The following is a 14,038-nucleotide window of genomic DNA, read 5'->3' as shown; positions in this document are numbered from 1 at the left end:
CCTACCCATGAGTACGGAGCTGTGGCAGTCTGCGGCCATGACCAAGCTCTCGGCTCCCGGCCTCGCCGCCGACCGGGCCCGGTACGACCGGGCCACCGCGCACCTGGACGCGCCGCTGGCGGTGGTGGACCTGGAGGCCTTCGACGCCAACGCCGCCGACCTGGTCCGCCGGGCGAACGGCAAGCCGGTGCGGGTGGCGAGCAAGTCGGTGCGCTGCCGGGCGCTGCTGGAGCGGGCGTTGGCGGTGGAGGGGTTCGCGGGGGTGATGAGCTTCACCCTGGCCGAGTCGCTCTGGCTGGCCCGCGAGGGCTTCCGGGACGTGCTGTTGGCGTACCCCTCGGCCGACCGGGCCGGGTACGCGGAACTGACGGCCGATCCGAAGCTGGCCGCCGAGGTCACCGTGCTGGTGGACGACCCGGCGCAGCTGGAGCTGATCGACGCGGCCCGCGGGGGCACCGAGGAGGTCCGGGTCTGCCTGGAGCTGGACACCTCGCTGCAGCTGCTGGGCGGCAAGGTGCGGATCGGGGCCCGGCGGGCGCCGCTGCGCACCCCGGAGGCGCTGGGTGCCTTCGCCGAGCTGGTGCAGCGCCGCCCGGGCTTCCGGGTGGTCGGGCTGATGGCGTACGAGGGCCACGTGGCCGGGGTGGGCGACTCGCTGGCCGGGCGGCCGGTGCGGTCCAAGGTGATCCAGGCGATGCAGGCCAAGGCGCGGCGGGAGCTGGCGGTGCGGCGGGCGGCGGTGGTGCGGCGGCTGCGCGAGGTGGCCGAGCTGGAGTTCGTGAACGGCGGCGGCACCGGCAGCGTGGAGTCCACGGTGGCGGAGCGGGCGGTGACCGAGGTGGCCGCCGGGTCGGGGCTGTACGTGCCCCGGCTGTTCGACAACTACCGTTCGTTCCAGGGGCGGCCGGCCGCGCTGTTCGCCCAGCCGGTGGTGCGGCGGCCCGGGCTCGGGGTGGTCACGGTGCTCGGCGGCGGGTACCCGGCCTCGGGTGCGGCGGGTGCCGACCGCTCCCCCGTGCCGTACCTGCCGGCCGGGCTGCGGTACGACCCGCAGGAGGGCGCCGGGGAGGTGCAGACCCCGCTGCTCGGCGCGGCCGCGGACGACCTGCGGATCGGGGACAAGGTCTGGTTCCGGCACGCCAAGGCGGGCGAGCTGTGCGAGCGCTTCGCCGAGCTGCACCTGGTCGAGGGCGACCGGGTGACGGCGACCGTGCCGACCTACCGGGGCGAGGGACGGACGTTCCTCTGACGGCCGTCCGTGCGCTGTCCTAGTCTGACGGGACATCACCGAGGCCAGGGGGCAGGGACATGGAAGCCGAGCTGATCACCGCGGTGGCCACCACCTTGACGGGTGCGATGACCACCAGCGCGTGGCAGGCCGTCCGCAACCGGGTGGCCGCGTACTTCGGGCGGGACCGCGAGGAGGTGGTCACGGCCGAGCTGGAGATCGCCCGCGAGGAGTTCGAGCAGTACGGGGACCGGACCTCGCTGACCGAGTGGCTGCGCAGCGCGGTGGAGGAGAACCCGGCCTTCGCGGAGGAGCTGCGGGCGCTGGTCTCGGAGCACGGCGGAACCACCGTGAAGATCCACCAGGGCGCGGAGAACGTGATCACCGGCGGGACCTTCCACGGCAAGGTGATCCAGGCGCAGAACATCGGGATCATCAAGGGCTGAGCACGCACGGACGGCCCCGCGGGGAGGAGTGCGGGGCCGTCCGGGTCTGCGGGGTGAGGGGGCGTCAGGTGCCGGTGCCGGGGCCGCCCTCGCCGATCCTGCCGTTGAAGGCCTTGACCGACTCCACGATCTTGTCCATCTGGCTGAGCGTGGGCGCCTTGTCGGCGATGTCGAAGCCCAGGTGCAGGGTGGCCAGGCCCTTGCCGTCGGCGGTCGGGAAGACCACCGTCTGGACGTAGCCGTCGTTGCCCTCGGGCGCGTCCACCTTCCAGCGGACCAGCCAGCCGTCCCGGCCGTCCACCGCGATCGGCTCGGACTTGAGCTGCTCGTGGGACTTGATCTTCCCGTAGGCCTGCTCGGCGGCCGCGTTGATGTCCTGCTCGGCGGCCTGCTTGGGGTCGCCGCCCTGGAGCTGCCCGGTGTTGGCCCCGCCGAGCGAGCACTCGCCGTCGCCGCTGGCGCAGGTGTAGGAGCCGACCGACATGGCGGCGAAGCCGTCCTTGGTGGTGCCGGACTTCCAGCCGGAGGGGACGGAGAGGCTCAGCTTGTTGACCACGTCCACGGCCAGGCCCGCGTTCTTGCCGCCCTTGCCGTCGGGGCCCTTGCCGTCGGGGGACTTCGGGGAGGCCGAGGAGCCCGGTGCGTCGGGGGCGCCGCGGCCCTCGGCGCCGTCGCCGCCCGGACGGAAGTCGGGGCGGATCCGCTCGGAGGCGCGGCGGTCGGCCCGGCCGTCCATCGCCAGGTAGGTGACGCCGGAGCCGACCAGCAGGCCGGCCAGCGCCGCCACCGCGGCGACGATCAGCACCGGCTTGGACGGGCCGCTCTTCGGCTGCGGCTGGTGGGCGAACGGCGGCGGCTCCGGGTAGCGGTAGGCGGCGCCGTTCTCCAGCACCTCCCCGGTCAGCACCGTGGGCGTCGGCTCGGCGACCGGGGCCGACAGCACCGTCGGCGCGTCGTCCGCCGCGTCGTCCGCCGCGGTGGCCGGGGCGGGGGCGTCCGCCGGCGCGGGCCGGGTGGAGGCCGTCCAGCCCTGCCCGTCCCACCAGCGCTGCGGCCTCGGGTCGCTCGTGGTGTCCTGCGGGTCCGGGTACCACCCGGCGGGAATCTGCTCGCTCACGCCAGAAAATGTAAGGGGCCCCGGATAAACGCGGTATCAGTTGGCGGCCCTTTCCGTCCGTTTTTCGATGAGATTCCGCTGAGAACCCTCCGGGACGTGCTCCCGGCACCTGACGGAGCCTCGGGCGTACGGGTGGGGCCGCTGCGAAACCTGCGTACGGAAGGGCCCGGACGCGGCAGAATCCCGGCCATGACCAACAAGCCAGTGATCGGCATCAGCACCTACCTCACCGAGGCCAAGTGGGACCACTGGGACGCCCAGCGCGCCGTCCTGCTCCCGCACCGCTACCCGCTGCTGGTGCAGGAGGCCGGCGGCGTCCCGCTGCTGCTGCCCCCGCAGCCCGCGGAGCACGCCCCCGACCTGCTGGCCCGGGTGGACGGCCTGGTCATCGCGGGCGGCCCCGACGTCAACCCCTCGCTGTACGGACAGCAGCCCCATCCCAGGACCCGTGCCTTCGCACCCGAGCGGGACCTCTGGGAGGCCGCGCTGCTGCGCGCCGCACTGGCCGCCGGGCTGCCGGTGCTCGGCATCTGCCGGGGCATGCAGCTGCTCAACGTGGTCTGCGGCGGCACGCTGATCCAGCACCTGGAGGAGGGCGCGGCCCACCTCGGCTCGCCCAACCACTACGGCTCGCACCCGGTCCGTCCGCTGCCGGGCACCCGGCTGGCGCAGCTGCTGCCGGAGGCCGAGGTGGTGGTGCCGACCTTCCACCACCAGGCGGTGGACCGGCTCGGCGAGGGCCTGACGGTCAGTGCCCGGGCCGAGGACGGCACCGTGGAGGCGGTCGAGGGCGAGGGCTTCGTGCTCGGCGTGCAGTGGCACCCGGAGCAGGGCACCGACCTGCGGGTGATGGAGGCCCTGGTGACGGCGGCGCTGGTGCCCACGCCGGTCGGCTGACGCCGGTCGCGGAGGTCGACGGCCGGTCACGGAGGTCGACGGCCGGTCGCGGGGGCTGACGGCCGGTCAGAGTCCGTACCAGGGGCCGACCAGCGCGCCCGCCGCTCCGGCCAGCAGCAGACAGGCCACCACGGAGCGGCGGGCGGCCAGCAGCCAGGCCAGGGCGAGGGCGAGCACCGCGACCTGCCAGCCGTACTGCAGCCCGAGGGCGAGCGGCACGGCCGAACCGGCGATGGCGCCGACCACGGCCGGGCCGGCGCCGGTCAGGAAGGACTGCACGCGCCGGTCGGCCCGCAGCCGGTCGAAGCGGCTCGCGCCGAACAGCACGAAGAGGAAGGACGGGGCGAACGCGACCGCCGCCGCCAGCAGCCCGCCGCCGAGCCCGGCGGCCGCGTACCCGACCACGGCGACGGTCTGCACCACCGGCCCCGGGGTGATCTGGCCGAGCGCCACCGCGTTCAGGAACTGACCGTCCGTCATCCAGCCGTACCGCTCCACCGCGTCGGCCCGCATCAGCGGGATGATCACGAAGCCGCCGCCGTACGAGAGCGCGCCGACCTTGAACGCGACCCAGGCCAGCGCCCCCAGCCCGCCGGTGGCGGGCAGCGCCCCGAGCACCAGGGGCAGCGTCAGGCTCCGCTGCCGGACGGCGACTTCGGCCAGCCCGGCGGCCAGCAGCACCAGCACCAGCCACGGCCCGGTGAGCAGCGCGGCCGCCGCCCCCGCCGCCGCGTACACCACCCACCGGGCCCGGCCCGCGCGCTCGCCGCCCGTCTCCCCCGCCGCGGCCCGGGCCCAGCTGCCCGGGACCAGCGCGGCCGCGGCGTGCGCCGCCACCGCCGGGACGGCCGCCCCCGCGCCGGCCGCCGCGCCCAGCACCCAGGCGGGCGGGTCACCGGCCAGGAAGAGCACCGCGAGGGCCAGGATCAGCAGCAGCCCGGGCACGATGAAGCAGGCCCCGCCGACCAGCGCCCCCGGGACGCCGCGCAGCCGCCAGGCCGTGAAGATCGCCAGCTGGGTGGAGGCCGGCCCCGGCAGCAGGTTGGTCGCCGCGATGCCGTCCTCGAACTCCTCGGTGCTCAGCCAGCCGCGCCGCTCCACGCAGAGCCTGCGCAGCAGCAGGATGTGGGTCGGCGGCCCGCCGAAACCGGTGCACCCGATCCGGCCCCACTCGACGGCGATGGTGCCCAGGGACACCCGTTCCTGACGCTCCGGCACTTCTCGGCTCTCCCCGGTGATCACTGTTCGGCGGCGGAACCCTAGCGCAGACGGCCGACCGGCTGATGAACCGGCGGAAACCGTTGCGGAGCCCGTCCGCCGGGAAGAGGACCAGCATGGCGAAGCACGAGCACGACCATCAGCACGGATCGGGCGGTCACTCCCACGGGGTCTCCGCCGACGCCGACCGGCGGTGGCTGCTCGCCGCCCTGGCGCTGATCGTCGTCTTCATGCTCGGCGAGGTGGTGGTCGGCTTCGCCGCGCGGTCGCTGGCACTGATCTCGGACGCCGCGCACATGTTGACCGACGCGGTCTCCATCGTGCTCGCGCTGATCGCCATGGCCCTCGCCAGGCGGCCCGCCCGCGGCGGCTACACCTACGGGCTCAAGCGGGCCGAGATCCTCTCCGCCCAGGCCAACGGCATCACCCTGCTGCTGCTCTCCGCCTGGCTCGGCTACGAGGCGGTCGTCCGGCTCCTCGATCCGCCGGAGGTGACCGGCTCGCTGGTGCTGGTCACCGCGCTGGTCGGCATCGTGGTGAACGTCGCGGCCACCTGGTGCCTGTCCAAGGCCAACCGCAGCTCCCTCAACGTCGAGGGCGCCTTCCAGCACGTGCTGACCGACCTCTACGCCTTCATCGCCACCGCGGTGGCCGGCGCCGTCATCCTGACCACCGGCTTCACCCGGGCCGACCCGATCGCCTCGCTGATCGTGGTCGCCCTGATGCTCAAGGCCGGGACCGGCCTGGTCCGCGACTCCGGACGGATCTTCCTGGAGGCCGCCCCGGCCGGCATCGACCCGGACGCGGTCGCCGACCGGCTGATCGCCGGCTCCGAGGTCAAGGAGATCCACGACCTGCACATCTGGGAGATCACCTCCGGCGAACCCGCCCTCTCCGCCCACATCCTGGTCGCCCCCGGCGGGGACTGCCACGCCGTCCGCCGCGACCTCCAGCGCACCCTGCGGGACGAGTACCGGATCACCCACACCACCCTCCAGGTCGACCACGTCGGCGAACAGCTCGGCCAGGACCTGCTGACCCTCGGACGGACGGCCGTCCAGGCCCGGGACGAGCACTGCGACGACGTCCACGGACCGGTGCACCGCAGCGAGCCGCACAAGCACTGACGCCCCCGCGGATGTGAGGCTCCGTCAGCGAGGTACGGCATGATCGGAGACATGACCGCACCCAGGCTGATGCTGCTCGACTCGGCGAGCCTCTACTTCCGTGCCTACTTCGGCGTGCCGGAGTCCATCAAGTCTCCCGACGGGCAGCCGGTGAACGCCGTGCGCGGCCTGCTCGACTTCATCACCCGCCTCGTCCAGGACCACCGGCCCGACCAGCTGGTCGCCTGCATGGACGCCGACTGGCGCCCCGCCTGGCGGGTCGAGCTGATCCCCACCTACAAGACCCACCGGGTCGCCGAGGCGGCGGTGGACGGCGAGGAGGAGGTCCCCGACACCCTCGCCCCCCAGGTCCCCGTCATCGAGCAGGTCCTCGACGCCCTCGGCATCGCCCGCCTCGGCTCCCCCGGCTACGAGGCCGACGACGTCATCGGCACCCTGACCGCCCGGGCCACCGGCCCGGTCCAGATCGTCACCGGCGACCGCGACCTCTTCCAACTCGTCGACGACGCCCGGCAGATCACCGTCCTCTACCCCCTCAAGGGCGTCGGCAACGCCCAGCTGACCGACGAGGCCGCCCTGCTGGAGAAGTACGGCGTCACCGGCGCCGAGTACGCCGACATGGCCGCCTTGCGCGGCGACCCCAGCGACGGCCTCCCCGGCGTCAAGGGCATCGGCGAGAAGACCGCCGCCCAGCTCATCCGCGAGTACGGCGACCTCGCCGCCATCCGCGCCGCCGCCGCCGACCCGCTCTCCAAGCTCACCCCGGCCCGCCGCAAGAACCTCCTCGAAGCCGCCCCCTACCTCGACGTCGCCCCCACCGTCGTCCGGGTCGCCACCGACGCCCCCCTCCCGGACTTCGACCCGGCCCTCCCCAAGGAGCCGCTGGACCCGATGACCCTGGAGGAACTCTCCACCCGCTGGGGCCTCGGCAGCTCACTGGAGCGCCTGGTGGAGACGTTGGGTGCGTGAACACGGCGGCGCCCGTACCCGGACTGACGGTGAGTCGGGTACGGGCGCCGCCGTTTCGGTCAGCCGACCGAGCTGTAGGCGATGATGCCGCGGCGGAGGCTGTCCACCGCCTTGCGGGCGGTGGTGCGGAGCTTGGTGTCGTCGCCCGCCGCGTCCTGGATCTGGCTGAGGACGTCGATCAGTTGCTTGGTCCAGCGGACGAAGTCGCCGGCCGGGAGGTCGGCGTCGCGCAGGACCTGGTCGAGGTTGTGGCCCAGCGACCAGCGGTAGGCGACCCAGGCGAAGCCGAGGTCGGGTTCGCGTTGGCCGACGCCCTCGGCGGTGTTGATGCGGTGCTGCTCCTCCAGGGCGTCGAGGTGGCCCCAGATGCGGACCATGCTGGCGAGGGCGTCCTTGGCGGCGCCCTCGGGGACCCGCGGGGCGGCAGCGTCGTCGGACTGGCGCGACTCGTAGACCAACGCCGAGGCGCAGGCGGCGAGTTCGGCCGGGGCGAGTTCGGCCCAGACGCCCTCACGGATGCACTCGGAGGCGAGCAGGTCGAGCTCGCCGTAGAGGCGGCCGAGGCGCTTGCCGTCGTCGGTGACGGTGTCGCCGCTGAGGTAGCCGAGGTCGGTGAGGAGGCCGCAGACGCGGTCGAAGGTGCGGGCGATGGTGTGGGTGCGGGAGCGCATCTTGCGGTCCAGCACCTGGGTGTCGCGCTGGAGCCGGTGGTAGCGCTCGGACCAGCGGGCGTGGTCCTCGCGGTCGGAGCAGCCGTGGCAGGGGTGCTGGCGCAGTTCGGTGCGCAGGCGGGTGATCTCCGCGTCGTCGGCCGCGGCGGCCCGGCCCTTGCGGAAGCGCTCGGGCTCGAGGTGGCCGGCCTTGGTGCGCAGGGCGGAGGCCAGGTCGCGGCGGGACTGCGGGCTGCGCGGGTTGAAGGACTTGGGGATCCGCAGGCGGTCGACGGCGGTGACCGGGTACGGGAAGTCGATCATCGCCAGCCGCTTGACCTGCCGCTCGGCGGTGAGGACGACCGGGCGCGGCCCGTCCTGGTAGTCGGGGTGGCGCTGGTGGCGCGGCGAGCGGGAGACCGGGGGCAGGCCCGGGTCGAGGACCAGGGCGAGGCCGGCGAACTTGCCGGTGGGGACGTGGATGACGTCGCCGGGCTTGAGCGCCTCGATGGCCTCGACGGCGGCGGCCCTGCGCTGGCCGGTGCCCTCGCGGGCGAGTTCGTTCTCACGGTCCTTCAGCTGCCGCCGCAGGCCCATGTACTCCTCGAAGTCGCCGAGGTGACAGGTCATCGACTCGCGGTAGCCCGCCAGCCCGTCCTCGTTCTTCTGCACCTGGCGGGCGATGCCGACCACCGCGCGGTCGGCCTGGAACTGTGCGAAGGAGGTCTCCAGCAGCTCGCGGGAGCGGTGCCGCCCGAACTGGCCGACCAGGTTGACGGCCATGTTGTAGGAGGGGCGGAAGGAGGAGCGCAGCGGGTAGGTGCGGGTGCCGGCCAGGCCGGCCAGCGCCTCCGGGTCGAGGCCGCGCTGCCAGAGCACGACCGCGTGGCCCTCGATGTCGATGCCGCGGCGACCGGCCCGGCCGGTGAGCTGGGTGTACTCGCCGGGGGTGATGTCGGCGTGGGTCTCGCCGTTCCACTTGACCAGCTTCTCCAACACCACCGAGCGGGCGGGCATGTTGATGCCCAGTGCCAGGGTCTCGGTCGCGAAGACGGCCTTGACCAGGCCCTTCACGAAGAGCTCCTCGACCACCTCCTTGAAGCGCGGCAGCATGCCGGCGTGGTGGGCGGCGATGCCGCGCTCCAGCCCGTCCAGCCACTCGAAGTAGCCGAGGACGTGCAGGTCCTCGTCGGGGATGTCGGCGCACCGCTCCTGGACGATCTCGCGGACGGTGGCCCGGTCGGCCTCGCGGTTGAGCCGCAGGCCGGAGGTGAGGCACTGCTGGACGGCGGCCTCGCAGCCGGCCCGGCTGAAGATGAAGGTGATGGCGGGCAGCAGGCCCTCGGCGTCCAGGCGGTCGATGACGTCGACCCGGCCCGGGGTCCAGACCCGGCTGGGGCGGCCGTTGGGCATCGAGCGGCCCCGGCCGCGGCCGAAGCGGTCGCCGCGCGGGTTGCGGTCGCCCTCGGAGCGGGAGAGCCGGACCAGTTCGGGGTTGACCGCCTTGGCGGGGTTGGTGAGCGAACCCTTCGGGCGGCCGTCCCGGTCGGGGTTGGCGAACAGGTCGTACATGCGGTTTCCGGCCATCACGTGCTGCCAGAGCGGCACGGGCCGGTGCTCGGAGACGATCACCTTGGTGCCGCCGCGCACGGTGTCCAGCCAGTCGCCGAACTCCTCGGCGTTGGAGACGGTGGCGGAGAGCGAGGCCAGCACCACGGACTCGGGGAGGTGGATGATGACCTCCTCCCAGACCGCGCCGCGGAAGCGGTCGGCGAGGTAGTGCACCTCGTCCATCACCACGTAGCCGAGGCCGTCCAGCGCGGAGGAGCCCGCGTAGAGCATGTTCCGCAGCACCTCGGTGGTCATCACGACCACCGGGGCGTCGCCGTTGACGCTGTTGTCACCGGTCAGCAGGCCGACCTTGTCGGCGCCGTAGCGCTTCACCAGGTCGCCGAACTTCTGGTTGGAGAGCGCCTTGATCGGCGTGGTGTAGAAGCACTTGCGGCCGGACTGCAGGGCGAGGTGGACGGCGAACTCGCCGACGATGGTCTTGCCGGAGCCGGTCGGGGCGGCGACCAGCACGCCCTCGCCGGCCTCCAGGGAGCGGCAGGCCTCCAGCTGGAACTCGTCCAACTCGAAGTCGTAGAGCTGCCGGAAGCCGTGCAGGACGGTGGCCTGCTCCTTGGCCCGGCGGCGGAAGGCGGCGTACGCCTCGGCGGGGCTGAGCTCCTCGGTGTCCGGAGCGGCCGGGTTCTCGGGGCGCTCGGGCACGGCGCTGTTCATCGGCGTCACCTCTTCTTCCCGTGGGACTGCTGGATGCCGGGCCGGGGAAGGGCCGGGCGGGACGGGTACGCAGACGGCGACGCCTGCGGCTGCGGGGCCCGCGCGGCCGGGGCCGGGGCGGGGGCGCAGCGGGTGCGGTTGGTGTGGTGATCGTGCATCTCAGCCAGACATTACCCGCCAGGACCGACATCAACAGCACCGTTTTCGAGGGAGCCCGGGAGGGACGGGAGAGGGGGGCGGACCGGGGCGTACCGGGTTGGAGCGGACCATGACAACGTGGCGCAATCACGCCTGTGCAAGGAGTCACGGCAGTGCTCCACTTACCCATCAGCACCAGGCACCCGGGTACCGCGTCCCCTGTCCCCCAGCCCAGAGAGGCCCAGCCATGCCGGCCCAGCGACCACGGCTCCTGCACCGCCTGACCACCTTCGCGACCGGTCTCACCGCCGCCGCCTGCCTCGTCCTGGCCGGGGCCGGCCCGGCCGGCGCGGCCGAGCTGGACGGGGTGAGCGAGCCGGGCGAGTTCGCCATCTACGGCGGGCCGAACACCACCTACGAGGTGCTCGACCTCTACCTGTCCCGGGGCGACTTCACCCAGCTCTCCTGGCCCCGCTACGGCGGCGCGGTGAACGACCAGAACGAGTCCTACTGGAACCGGGACAGCTACACCTGGCACGTCTACAGCGACATCTACCGCGGCGGCCGGCACGGCTGGATCAACGCGGGCGTGGCCTCCAACGCCACCAGCACCTTCTGGCACCAGATCTCCTCCGCCTACTACAACTGACCCGCCGTCAAGCCACCACCGGGAGCACCCCCTTGCGTTCCTCCGTCCTGCCCGCCGCCCTCGCCGCCGCCGTCCTGCTGCTGGCGGGCTGTTCCGACGGTGGGGCGGGGGGTGCCTCCGGCGCCGGGCCCGCGCTGTCCGGCCCGGTGCCGACCCCGGCGGACGCCGGGGCGCTGCGGCTGCCGCTGCAGGAGTACCTGCCGGACGACGGCGAGCTGGAGCGGCTGGGCCGGGCGCAGCGGATCCTGACGGACCAGTGCATGGCCAGGTACGGCTTCCGCTACCGGGTGCCCGAGCTGCCGCCCGCGGGCTCGCCGGGCAACACCCGCCGGTACGGGCTGGCCGATCCGGCCGAGGCGGCCGCCGGCGGCTACGGCACGCTGGGCGCCGACGGCCCGGCCAAGCCCGCGCAGCCCTCGATGGACCCGGCCGAGCGGCTGGTGCTCGGCGGTGAGGACGGCGCCGACCCGGCCTCGCTGCCGGGCAACCAGGCGGACGTGGAGAAGTCCGGCCGGAGCTCGGGCCGGGTGAACGGCCTGCCGGTCCCGCCCGGGGGCTGCGTCCGGGAGGGCTACCTGAAGCTCTGGGTGCCGACCGCCGGGGCGCCCGACCCGCTCAAGGTGCAGGACCTGGACGCCGAGGGCTACGACCGCTCGCGCCGGGACGCCCGGGTGGACGCCGCCCGGGAGGGGTGGGTCAGGTGCATGGCCGGCCGGGGCTACCGGGCCCAGAACCCGGTCAGCCCGCAGCCCGAACTCGGGCTGCGGCCCGAGGCGTTCACCGGGCCGGAGGGGATCACCGCGGCCACCGCGGACGTGGCCTGCAAGCGGGAGACCAACCTGGTCGGGATCTGGTTCGCGGTGGAGTCCGCGTACCAGCGGGAGCTGATCGAGCGCAACGGCGAGCTGCTGCGGTCCTCCCGGCGGCAGTTGGACGACTCGCTGCGGCTGGCGGCCGGGCTGGTGACCTCCGTCGGGTGACCTCCGCCGGGCGGTCGGCTCCAGGGGATCAGCTCCGGGTGGTCAGCTTCGGATCAGCTTGTCAGTTTCGAAAGTCTTCATCCCGTCAACACCCGGTCCGGCCCGGTCGTTCTTCGGTCGGTTCCGGGCAGACCGCCTGCGGCGGGCGGCCCGCTTCCTACAGTCGGTGCACCGAGGCCGCCCGTAGGGGCGCGGCCTCCACCGACAGCGGGAGGGCACCGTGGCAAATCTCGACAGCGCGCTCAAGGACGCCATGAGCATCGACGGTGCGATCGGTGTGGCCCTGGTCGACTACGACAGCGGGATGGCGCTCGGCACCCTGAGCGACGGCAGCAGCGACCTGGACCTGAACGTGGCCGCCGCGGCCAACACCGATCTGGTCCGCGCCAAGATGCGCACCATGCAACTGCTCAACCTGCACGACAACGAGATCGAGGACATGCTGATCTCGCTCACCACCCAGTACCACCTGATCCGCCCGCTCACCACGAAGAACGGGCGCGGCCTCTTCCTCTACCTGGCGCTCAACCGGGCCCGGGCGAACATGGCGATGGCCCGTCACCAACTGCGGCTGATCGAGTCCGGCCTGGAACTCTGACGGCGCGCCAGGGGGGTCACGACTCATGCCGGTCCAGCTGTACCAGGCCAAGGCGGAGCTGTTCCGGATGCTCGGGCACCCGGTCCGCATCCGGGTGCTGGAACTCCTCCAGGCCGGGCCGACCCCGGTCCGCGACCTGCTCGCCGACCTGGAGATCGAACCGTCCAGCCTCTCCCAGCAGCTCGCCGTACTGCGGCGGGCGGGGATCGTCACCGCCACCCGGGAGGGCCCCACGGTGGTCTACGCCCTGGCGGGCGGCGACGTGGCCGACCTGATGCGGGCGGCCCGGCGCATCCTCACCGAGCTGATCTCCGACCGGGACGCGCTGCTCGCCGAGCTGCGGGCCGCCGGGAGCTGACCGGGAGCTGACGGAGCGCCGGGGAAGGGCCCGGGAGAAGCCCGGGAGGGGACCGTCGGAGGCCCGGCCGCACAGCGGGCCTCCGACGGGGGCGGTGGGAGGGGGCCACGATCCCCTCCCACCGGGCTCGGGATCCCAGGAGCGGGGACCCCGAGGTCTCTGGGGCGAGGGCTCAGCGGCCGTCCAGCAGTTCCACCAGGCCGGCCGCCAGGTTCCGGTACTCCTCCGGGCGGTTGTAGATCTGGGCGCTGACCCGGAGCACCCCGCCGCCGGACCACGGGCGGATCGCCACCCGGGCGTTCAGCCGCCGGCGGATCGCCACCATCAGCGCCTTGGCGGTGTGGTCGCTCTCCGCGCAGCCCGGGGGCAGCCGGACCGCCCGCATCGCCGCGCCGGCCGTACCCGGCAGGAACCGCAGCCCGGTGCGCTCCACCAACTGCCGCTGCCCGTACACCGCGAGGGCCTCGTTGTACCCGCGGACCCGCTCGGCGCCGAGCTGGTCGAGCAGCGCGAAGCCGGTGGGCGCGGCCAGCCAGGGGGTGTAGTCGGCGGTGCCGCGCCACTCCACCCGGCCGGGGAAGCCGCGGTCGTGCTCCCAGGAGAACATCAGCGGCCGGATCCGCGAGCGCCAGCCGCCGGCCACCGCGAGCACTGCGGCGGCCCGCGGGGTGTAGGCCCACTTGTGCAGGTTGCCGATCCAGAAGTCGGCGCCGCCGGCCTGCTCGCCGAGGTCCACCGGGAGCATGCCGGGGGCGTGCGCGGCGTCCACCACGGTGATCACGCCGCGGGCGCGGAGCTCGGCCAGCAGGACCGGGTCGGCGATCTGACGGGCCGTCGGCGAGGTGACCAGGTCGAGCACGGCGACCTTGGTGCGCTCGTCCACGGCCGCCAGGATCCGCTCCCGGACGGCCTCCTGGTCGGGGGTGTGCACCGAGAGCCGGACGGTGCGGACCCGGGCGCCGCTCTCGTCGGCCCGGCGCTCGGCGGCGCGGGTGACCACGCCGTAGCCGTGGTCGGTGACCAGGATCTCGTCGCCCTCGGCGAGCGGGATCGAGTCCAGCACCACCGCCACGCCCTCGGTGACGTTGGTGACCAGGGAGATCCGGTCGGGGCGGGCGTTCAGGGCGGTGGCCACCCGGGCGCGGGCCCGGGCGATCCGGTCGGGCAGCTCCAGGAACCAGCCGTCCGGGTCCTGCTCCTGCTCGGCCCGCAGCTTGGCCTGGGCGCGCTGGACGGGCAGCGGCACCGCTCCGTACGAGCCGTGGTTCAGGTGCGCCACGCCCTGGTCGAGGGTGAACAGCGAGGCCGCCCCCTGGATCTGGCGGGGCAGTTCGTCGCTCATGGGGCTCCCTCGGGTGATGATGTGTGACATTTCACACT

At 73.7% G+C, this 14,038-nt stretch carries 13 protein-coding genes; 9 read left to right on the top strand and 4 right to left on the bottom strand.

All coding sequences use genetic code 11. The annotated features are described in order from the left end of the window. The first annotated feature begins 37 nt into the window (after positions 1-37). Both ACIA8O_RS21270 and ACIA8O_RS21265 read left to right on the top strand, forming a co-directional pair. Positions 38-1,249 carry an amino acid deaminase/aldolase gene (locus ACIA8O_RS21270; protein ID WP_396295491.1) on the top strand — a complete coding sequence of 404 codons (1,212 nt, stop codon included), beginning with the start codon at positions 38-40 and terminating at the stop codon, positions 1,247-1,249. Positions 1,250-1,308: 59 nt separating this feature from the next. Beyond that, the gene (locus tag ACIA8O_RS21265; protein WP_396295490.1) at positions 1,309-1,674 is read left to right on the top strand and encodes a hypothetical protein; all 366 of its coding nucleotides are present in this window, start codon (positions 1,309-1,311) and stop codon (positions 1,672-1,674) included. 64 nt (positions 1,675-1,738) lie between these two features. Here the strand turns inward: ACIA8O_RS21265 and ACIA8O_RS21260 are convergent, their stop codons facing one another. Then, on the bottom strand, positions 1,739-2,791 hold the full coding sequence (locus ACIA8O_RS21260) for a DUF2510 domain-containing protein (RefSeq protein WP_396295489.1): 1,053 nt from the start codon (positions 2,789-2,791) through the stop codon (positions 1,739-1,741). Positions 2,792-2,980: 189 nt separating this feature from the next. Here ACIA8O_RS21260 and ACIA8O_RS21255 point away from each other — a divergent pair, with 189 nt between their 5' ends. After that, positions 2,981-3,688 carry a gamma-glutamyl-gamma-aminobutyrate hydrolase family protein gene (locus tag ACIA8O_RS21255; protein WP_396295488.1) on the top strand — a complete coding sequence of 236 codons (708 nt, stop codon included), beginning with the start codon at positions 2,981-2,983 and terminating at the stop codon, positions 3,686-3,688. 66 nt (positions 3,689-3,754) lie between these two features. Here ACIA8O_RS21255 and chrA read toward each other — a convergent pair whose 3' ends face one another. Further along, entirely contained in the window at positions 3,755-4,906 is a 1,152-nt protein-coding gene (gene chrA / locus ACIA8O_RS21250; RefSeq protein WP_396295487.1) for a chromate efflux transporter, read from the bottom strand. A 116-nt stretch (positions 4,907-5,022) separates the two neighbouring features. On the opposite strand from chrA, the gene ACIA8O_RS21245 reads away from it, so the two are divergent. After that, positions 5,023-6,033 carry a cation diffusion facilitator family transporter gene (locus tag ACIA8O_RS21245; RefSeq protein WP_396295486.1) on the top strand — a complete coding sequence of 337 codons (1,011 nt, stop codon included), beginning with the start codon at positions 5,023-5,025 and terminating at the stop codon, positions 6,031-6,033. Positions 6,034-6,084: 51 nt separating this feature from the next. Continuing rightward, positions 6,085-7,002 carry a 5'-3' exonuclease H3TH domain-containing protein gene (locus ACIA8O_RS21240; protein ID WP_396295485.1) on the top strand — a complete coding sequence of 306 codons (918 nt, stop codon included), beginning with the start codon at positions 6,085-6,087 and terminating at the stop codon, positions 7,000-7,002. 59 nt (positions 7,003-7,061) lie between these two features. On the opposite strand, the gene ACIA8O_RS21235 is transcribed toward ACIA8O_RS21240, so the two are convergent. After that, on the bottom strand, positions 7,062-9,935 hold the full coding sequence (locus ACIA8O_RS21235; protein ID WP_396295484.1) for a DEAD/DEAH box helicase: 2,874 nt from the start codon (positions 9,933-9,935) through the stop codon (positions 7,062-7,064). A gap of 385 nt (positions 9,936-10,320) precedes the next feature. Here ACIA8O_RS21235 and ACIA8O_RS21230 point away from each other — a divergent pair, with 385 nt between their 5' ends. The 4 genes from ACIA8O_RS21230 (at position 10,321) to ACIA8O_RS21215 (ending at position 12,658) form a co-directional block, all read left to right on the top strand. Then, complete coding sequence (locus ACIA8O_RS21230) at positions 10,321-10,722, top strand: peptidase inhibitor family I36 protein (protein WP_396295483.1); 402 nt, start codon at positions 10,321-10,323, stop codon at positions 10,720-10,722. 32 nt (positions 10,723-10,754) lie between these two features. Then, positions 10,755-11,702: a hypothetical protein gene (locus tag ACIA8O_RS21225; RefSeq protein WP_396295482.1), complete on the top strand. Its 948-nt coding sequence runs from the start codon at positions 10,755-10,757 to the stop codon at positions 11,700-11,702. 220 nt (positions 11,703-11,922) lie between these two features. Then, positions 11,923-12,300: a hypothetical protein gene (locus tag ACIA8O_RS21220; protein WP_396295481.1), complete on the top strand. Its 378-nt coding sequence runs from the start codon at positions 11,923-11,925 to the stop codon at positions 12,298-12,300. A gap of 25 nt (positions 12,301-12,325) precedes the next feature. Continuing rightward, the gene (locus tag ACIA8O_RS21215; protein WP_396295480.1) at positions 12,326-12,658 is read left to right on the top strand and encodes an ArsR/SmtB family transcription factor; all 333 of its coding nucleotides are present in this window, start codon (positions 12,326-12,328) and stop codon (positions 12,656-12,658) included. Positions 12,659-12,830: 172 nt separating this feature from the next. On the opposite strand, the gene ACIA8O_RS21210 is transcribed toward ACIA8O_RS21215, so the two are convergent. Then, on the bottom strand, positions 12,831-14,000 hold the full coding sequence (locus ACIA8O_RS21210) for an aminotransferase class V-fold PLP-dependent enzyme (protein ID WP_396295479.1): 1,170 nt from the start codon (positions 13,998-14,000) through the stop codon (positions 12,831-12,833). Between the last annotated feature and the right edge of the window lie 38 nt (positions 14,001-14,038).

The organism is Kitasatospora sp. NPDC051853, assembly GCF_044452665.1.
Taxonomy (GTDB): Bacteria; Actinomycetota; Actinomycetes; order Streptomycetales; family Streptomycetaceae; genus Kitasatospora.
The sequence above is the reverse complement of the archived record's forward strand: the minus strand, read 5'-3'. Positions and strand labels throughout refer to the sequence as shown.

Bases quoted from the DNA above. Each gene is read 5' to 3' on its own strand.
- ACIA8O_RS21270 (WP_396295491.1), top strand. From the start codon at position 38: ATGACCAAGCTCTCGGCTCCCGGCCTCGCCGCCGACCGGGCCCGGTAC.
- ACIA8O_RS21265 (WP_396295490.1), top strand. From the start codon at position 1,309: ATGGAAGCCGAGCTGATCACCGCGGTGGCCACCACCTTGACGGGTGCG.
- ACIA8O_RS21255 (WP_396295488.1), top strand. From the start codon at position 2,981: ATGACCAACAAGCCAGTGATCGGCATCAGCACCTACCTCACCGAGGCC.
- ACIA8O_RS21245 (WP_396295486.1), top strand. From the start codon at position 5,023: ATGGCGAAGCACGAGCACGACCATCAGCACGGATCGGGCGGTCACTCC.
- ACIA8O_RS21240 (WP_396295485.1), top strand. From the start codon at position 6,085: ATGACCGCACCCAGGCTGATGCTGCTCGACTCGGCGAGCCTCTACTTC.
- ACIA8O_RS21235 (WP_396295484.1), bottom strand. From the start codon at position 9,935: ATGAACAGCGCCGTGCCCGAGCGCCCCGAGAACCCGGCCGCTCCGGAC.
- ACIA8O_RS21230 (WP_396295483.1), top strand. From the start codon at position 10,321: ATGCCGGCCCAGCGACCACGGCTCCTGCACCGCCTGACCACCTTCGCG.
- ACIA8O_RS21215 (WP_396295480.1), top strand. From the start codon at position 12,326: ATGCCGGTCCAGCTGTACCAGGCCAAGGCGGAGCTGTTCCGGATGCTC.
- ACIA8O_RS21210 (WP_396295479.1), bottom strand. From the start codon at position 14,000: ATGAGCGACGAACTGCCCCGCCAGATCCAGGGGGCGGCCTCGCTGTTC.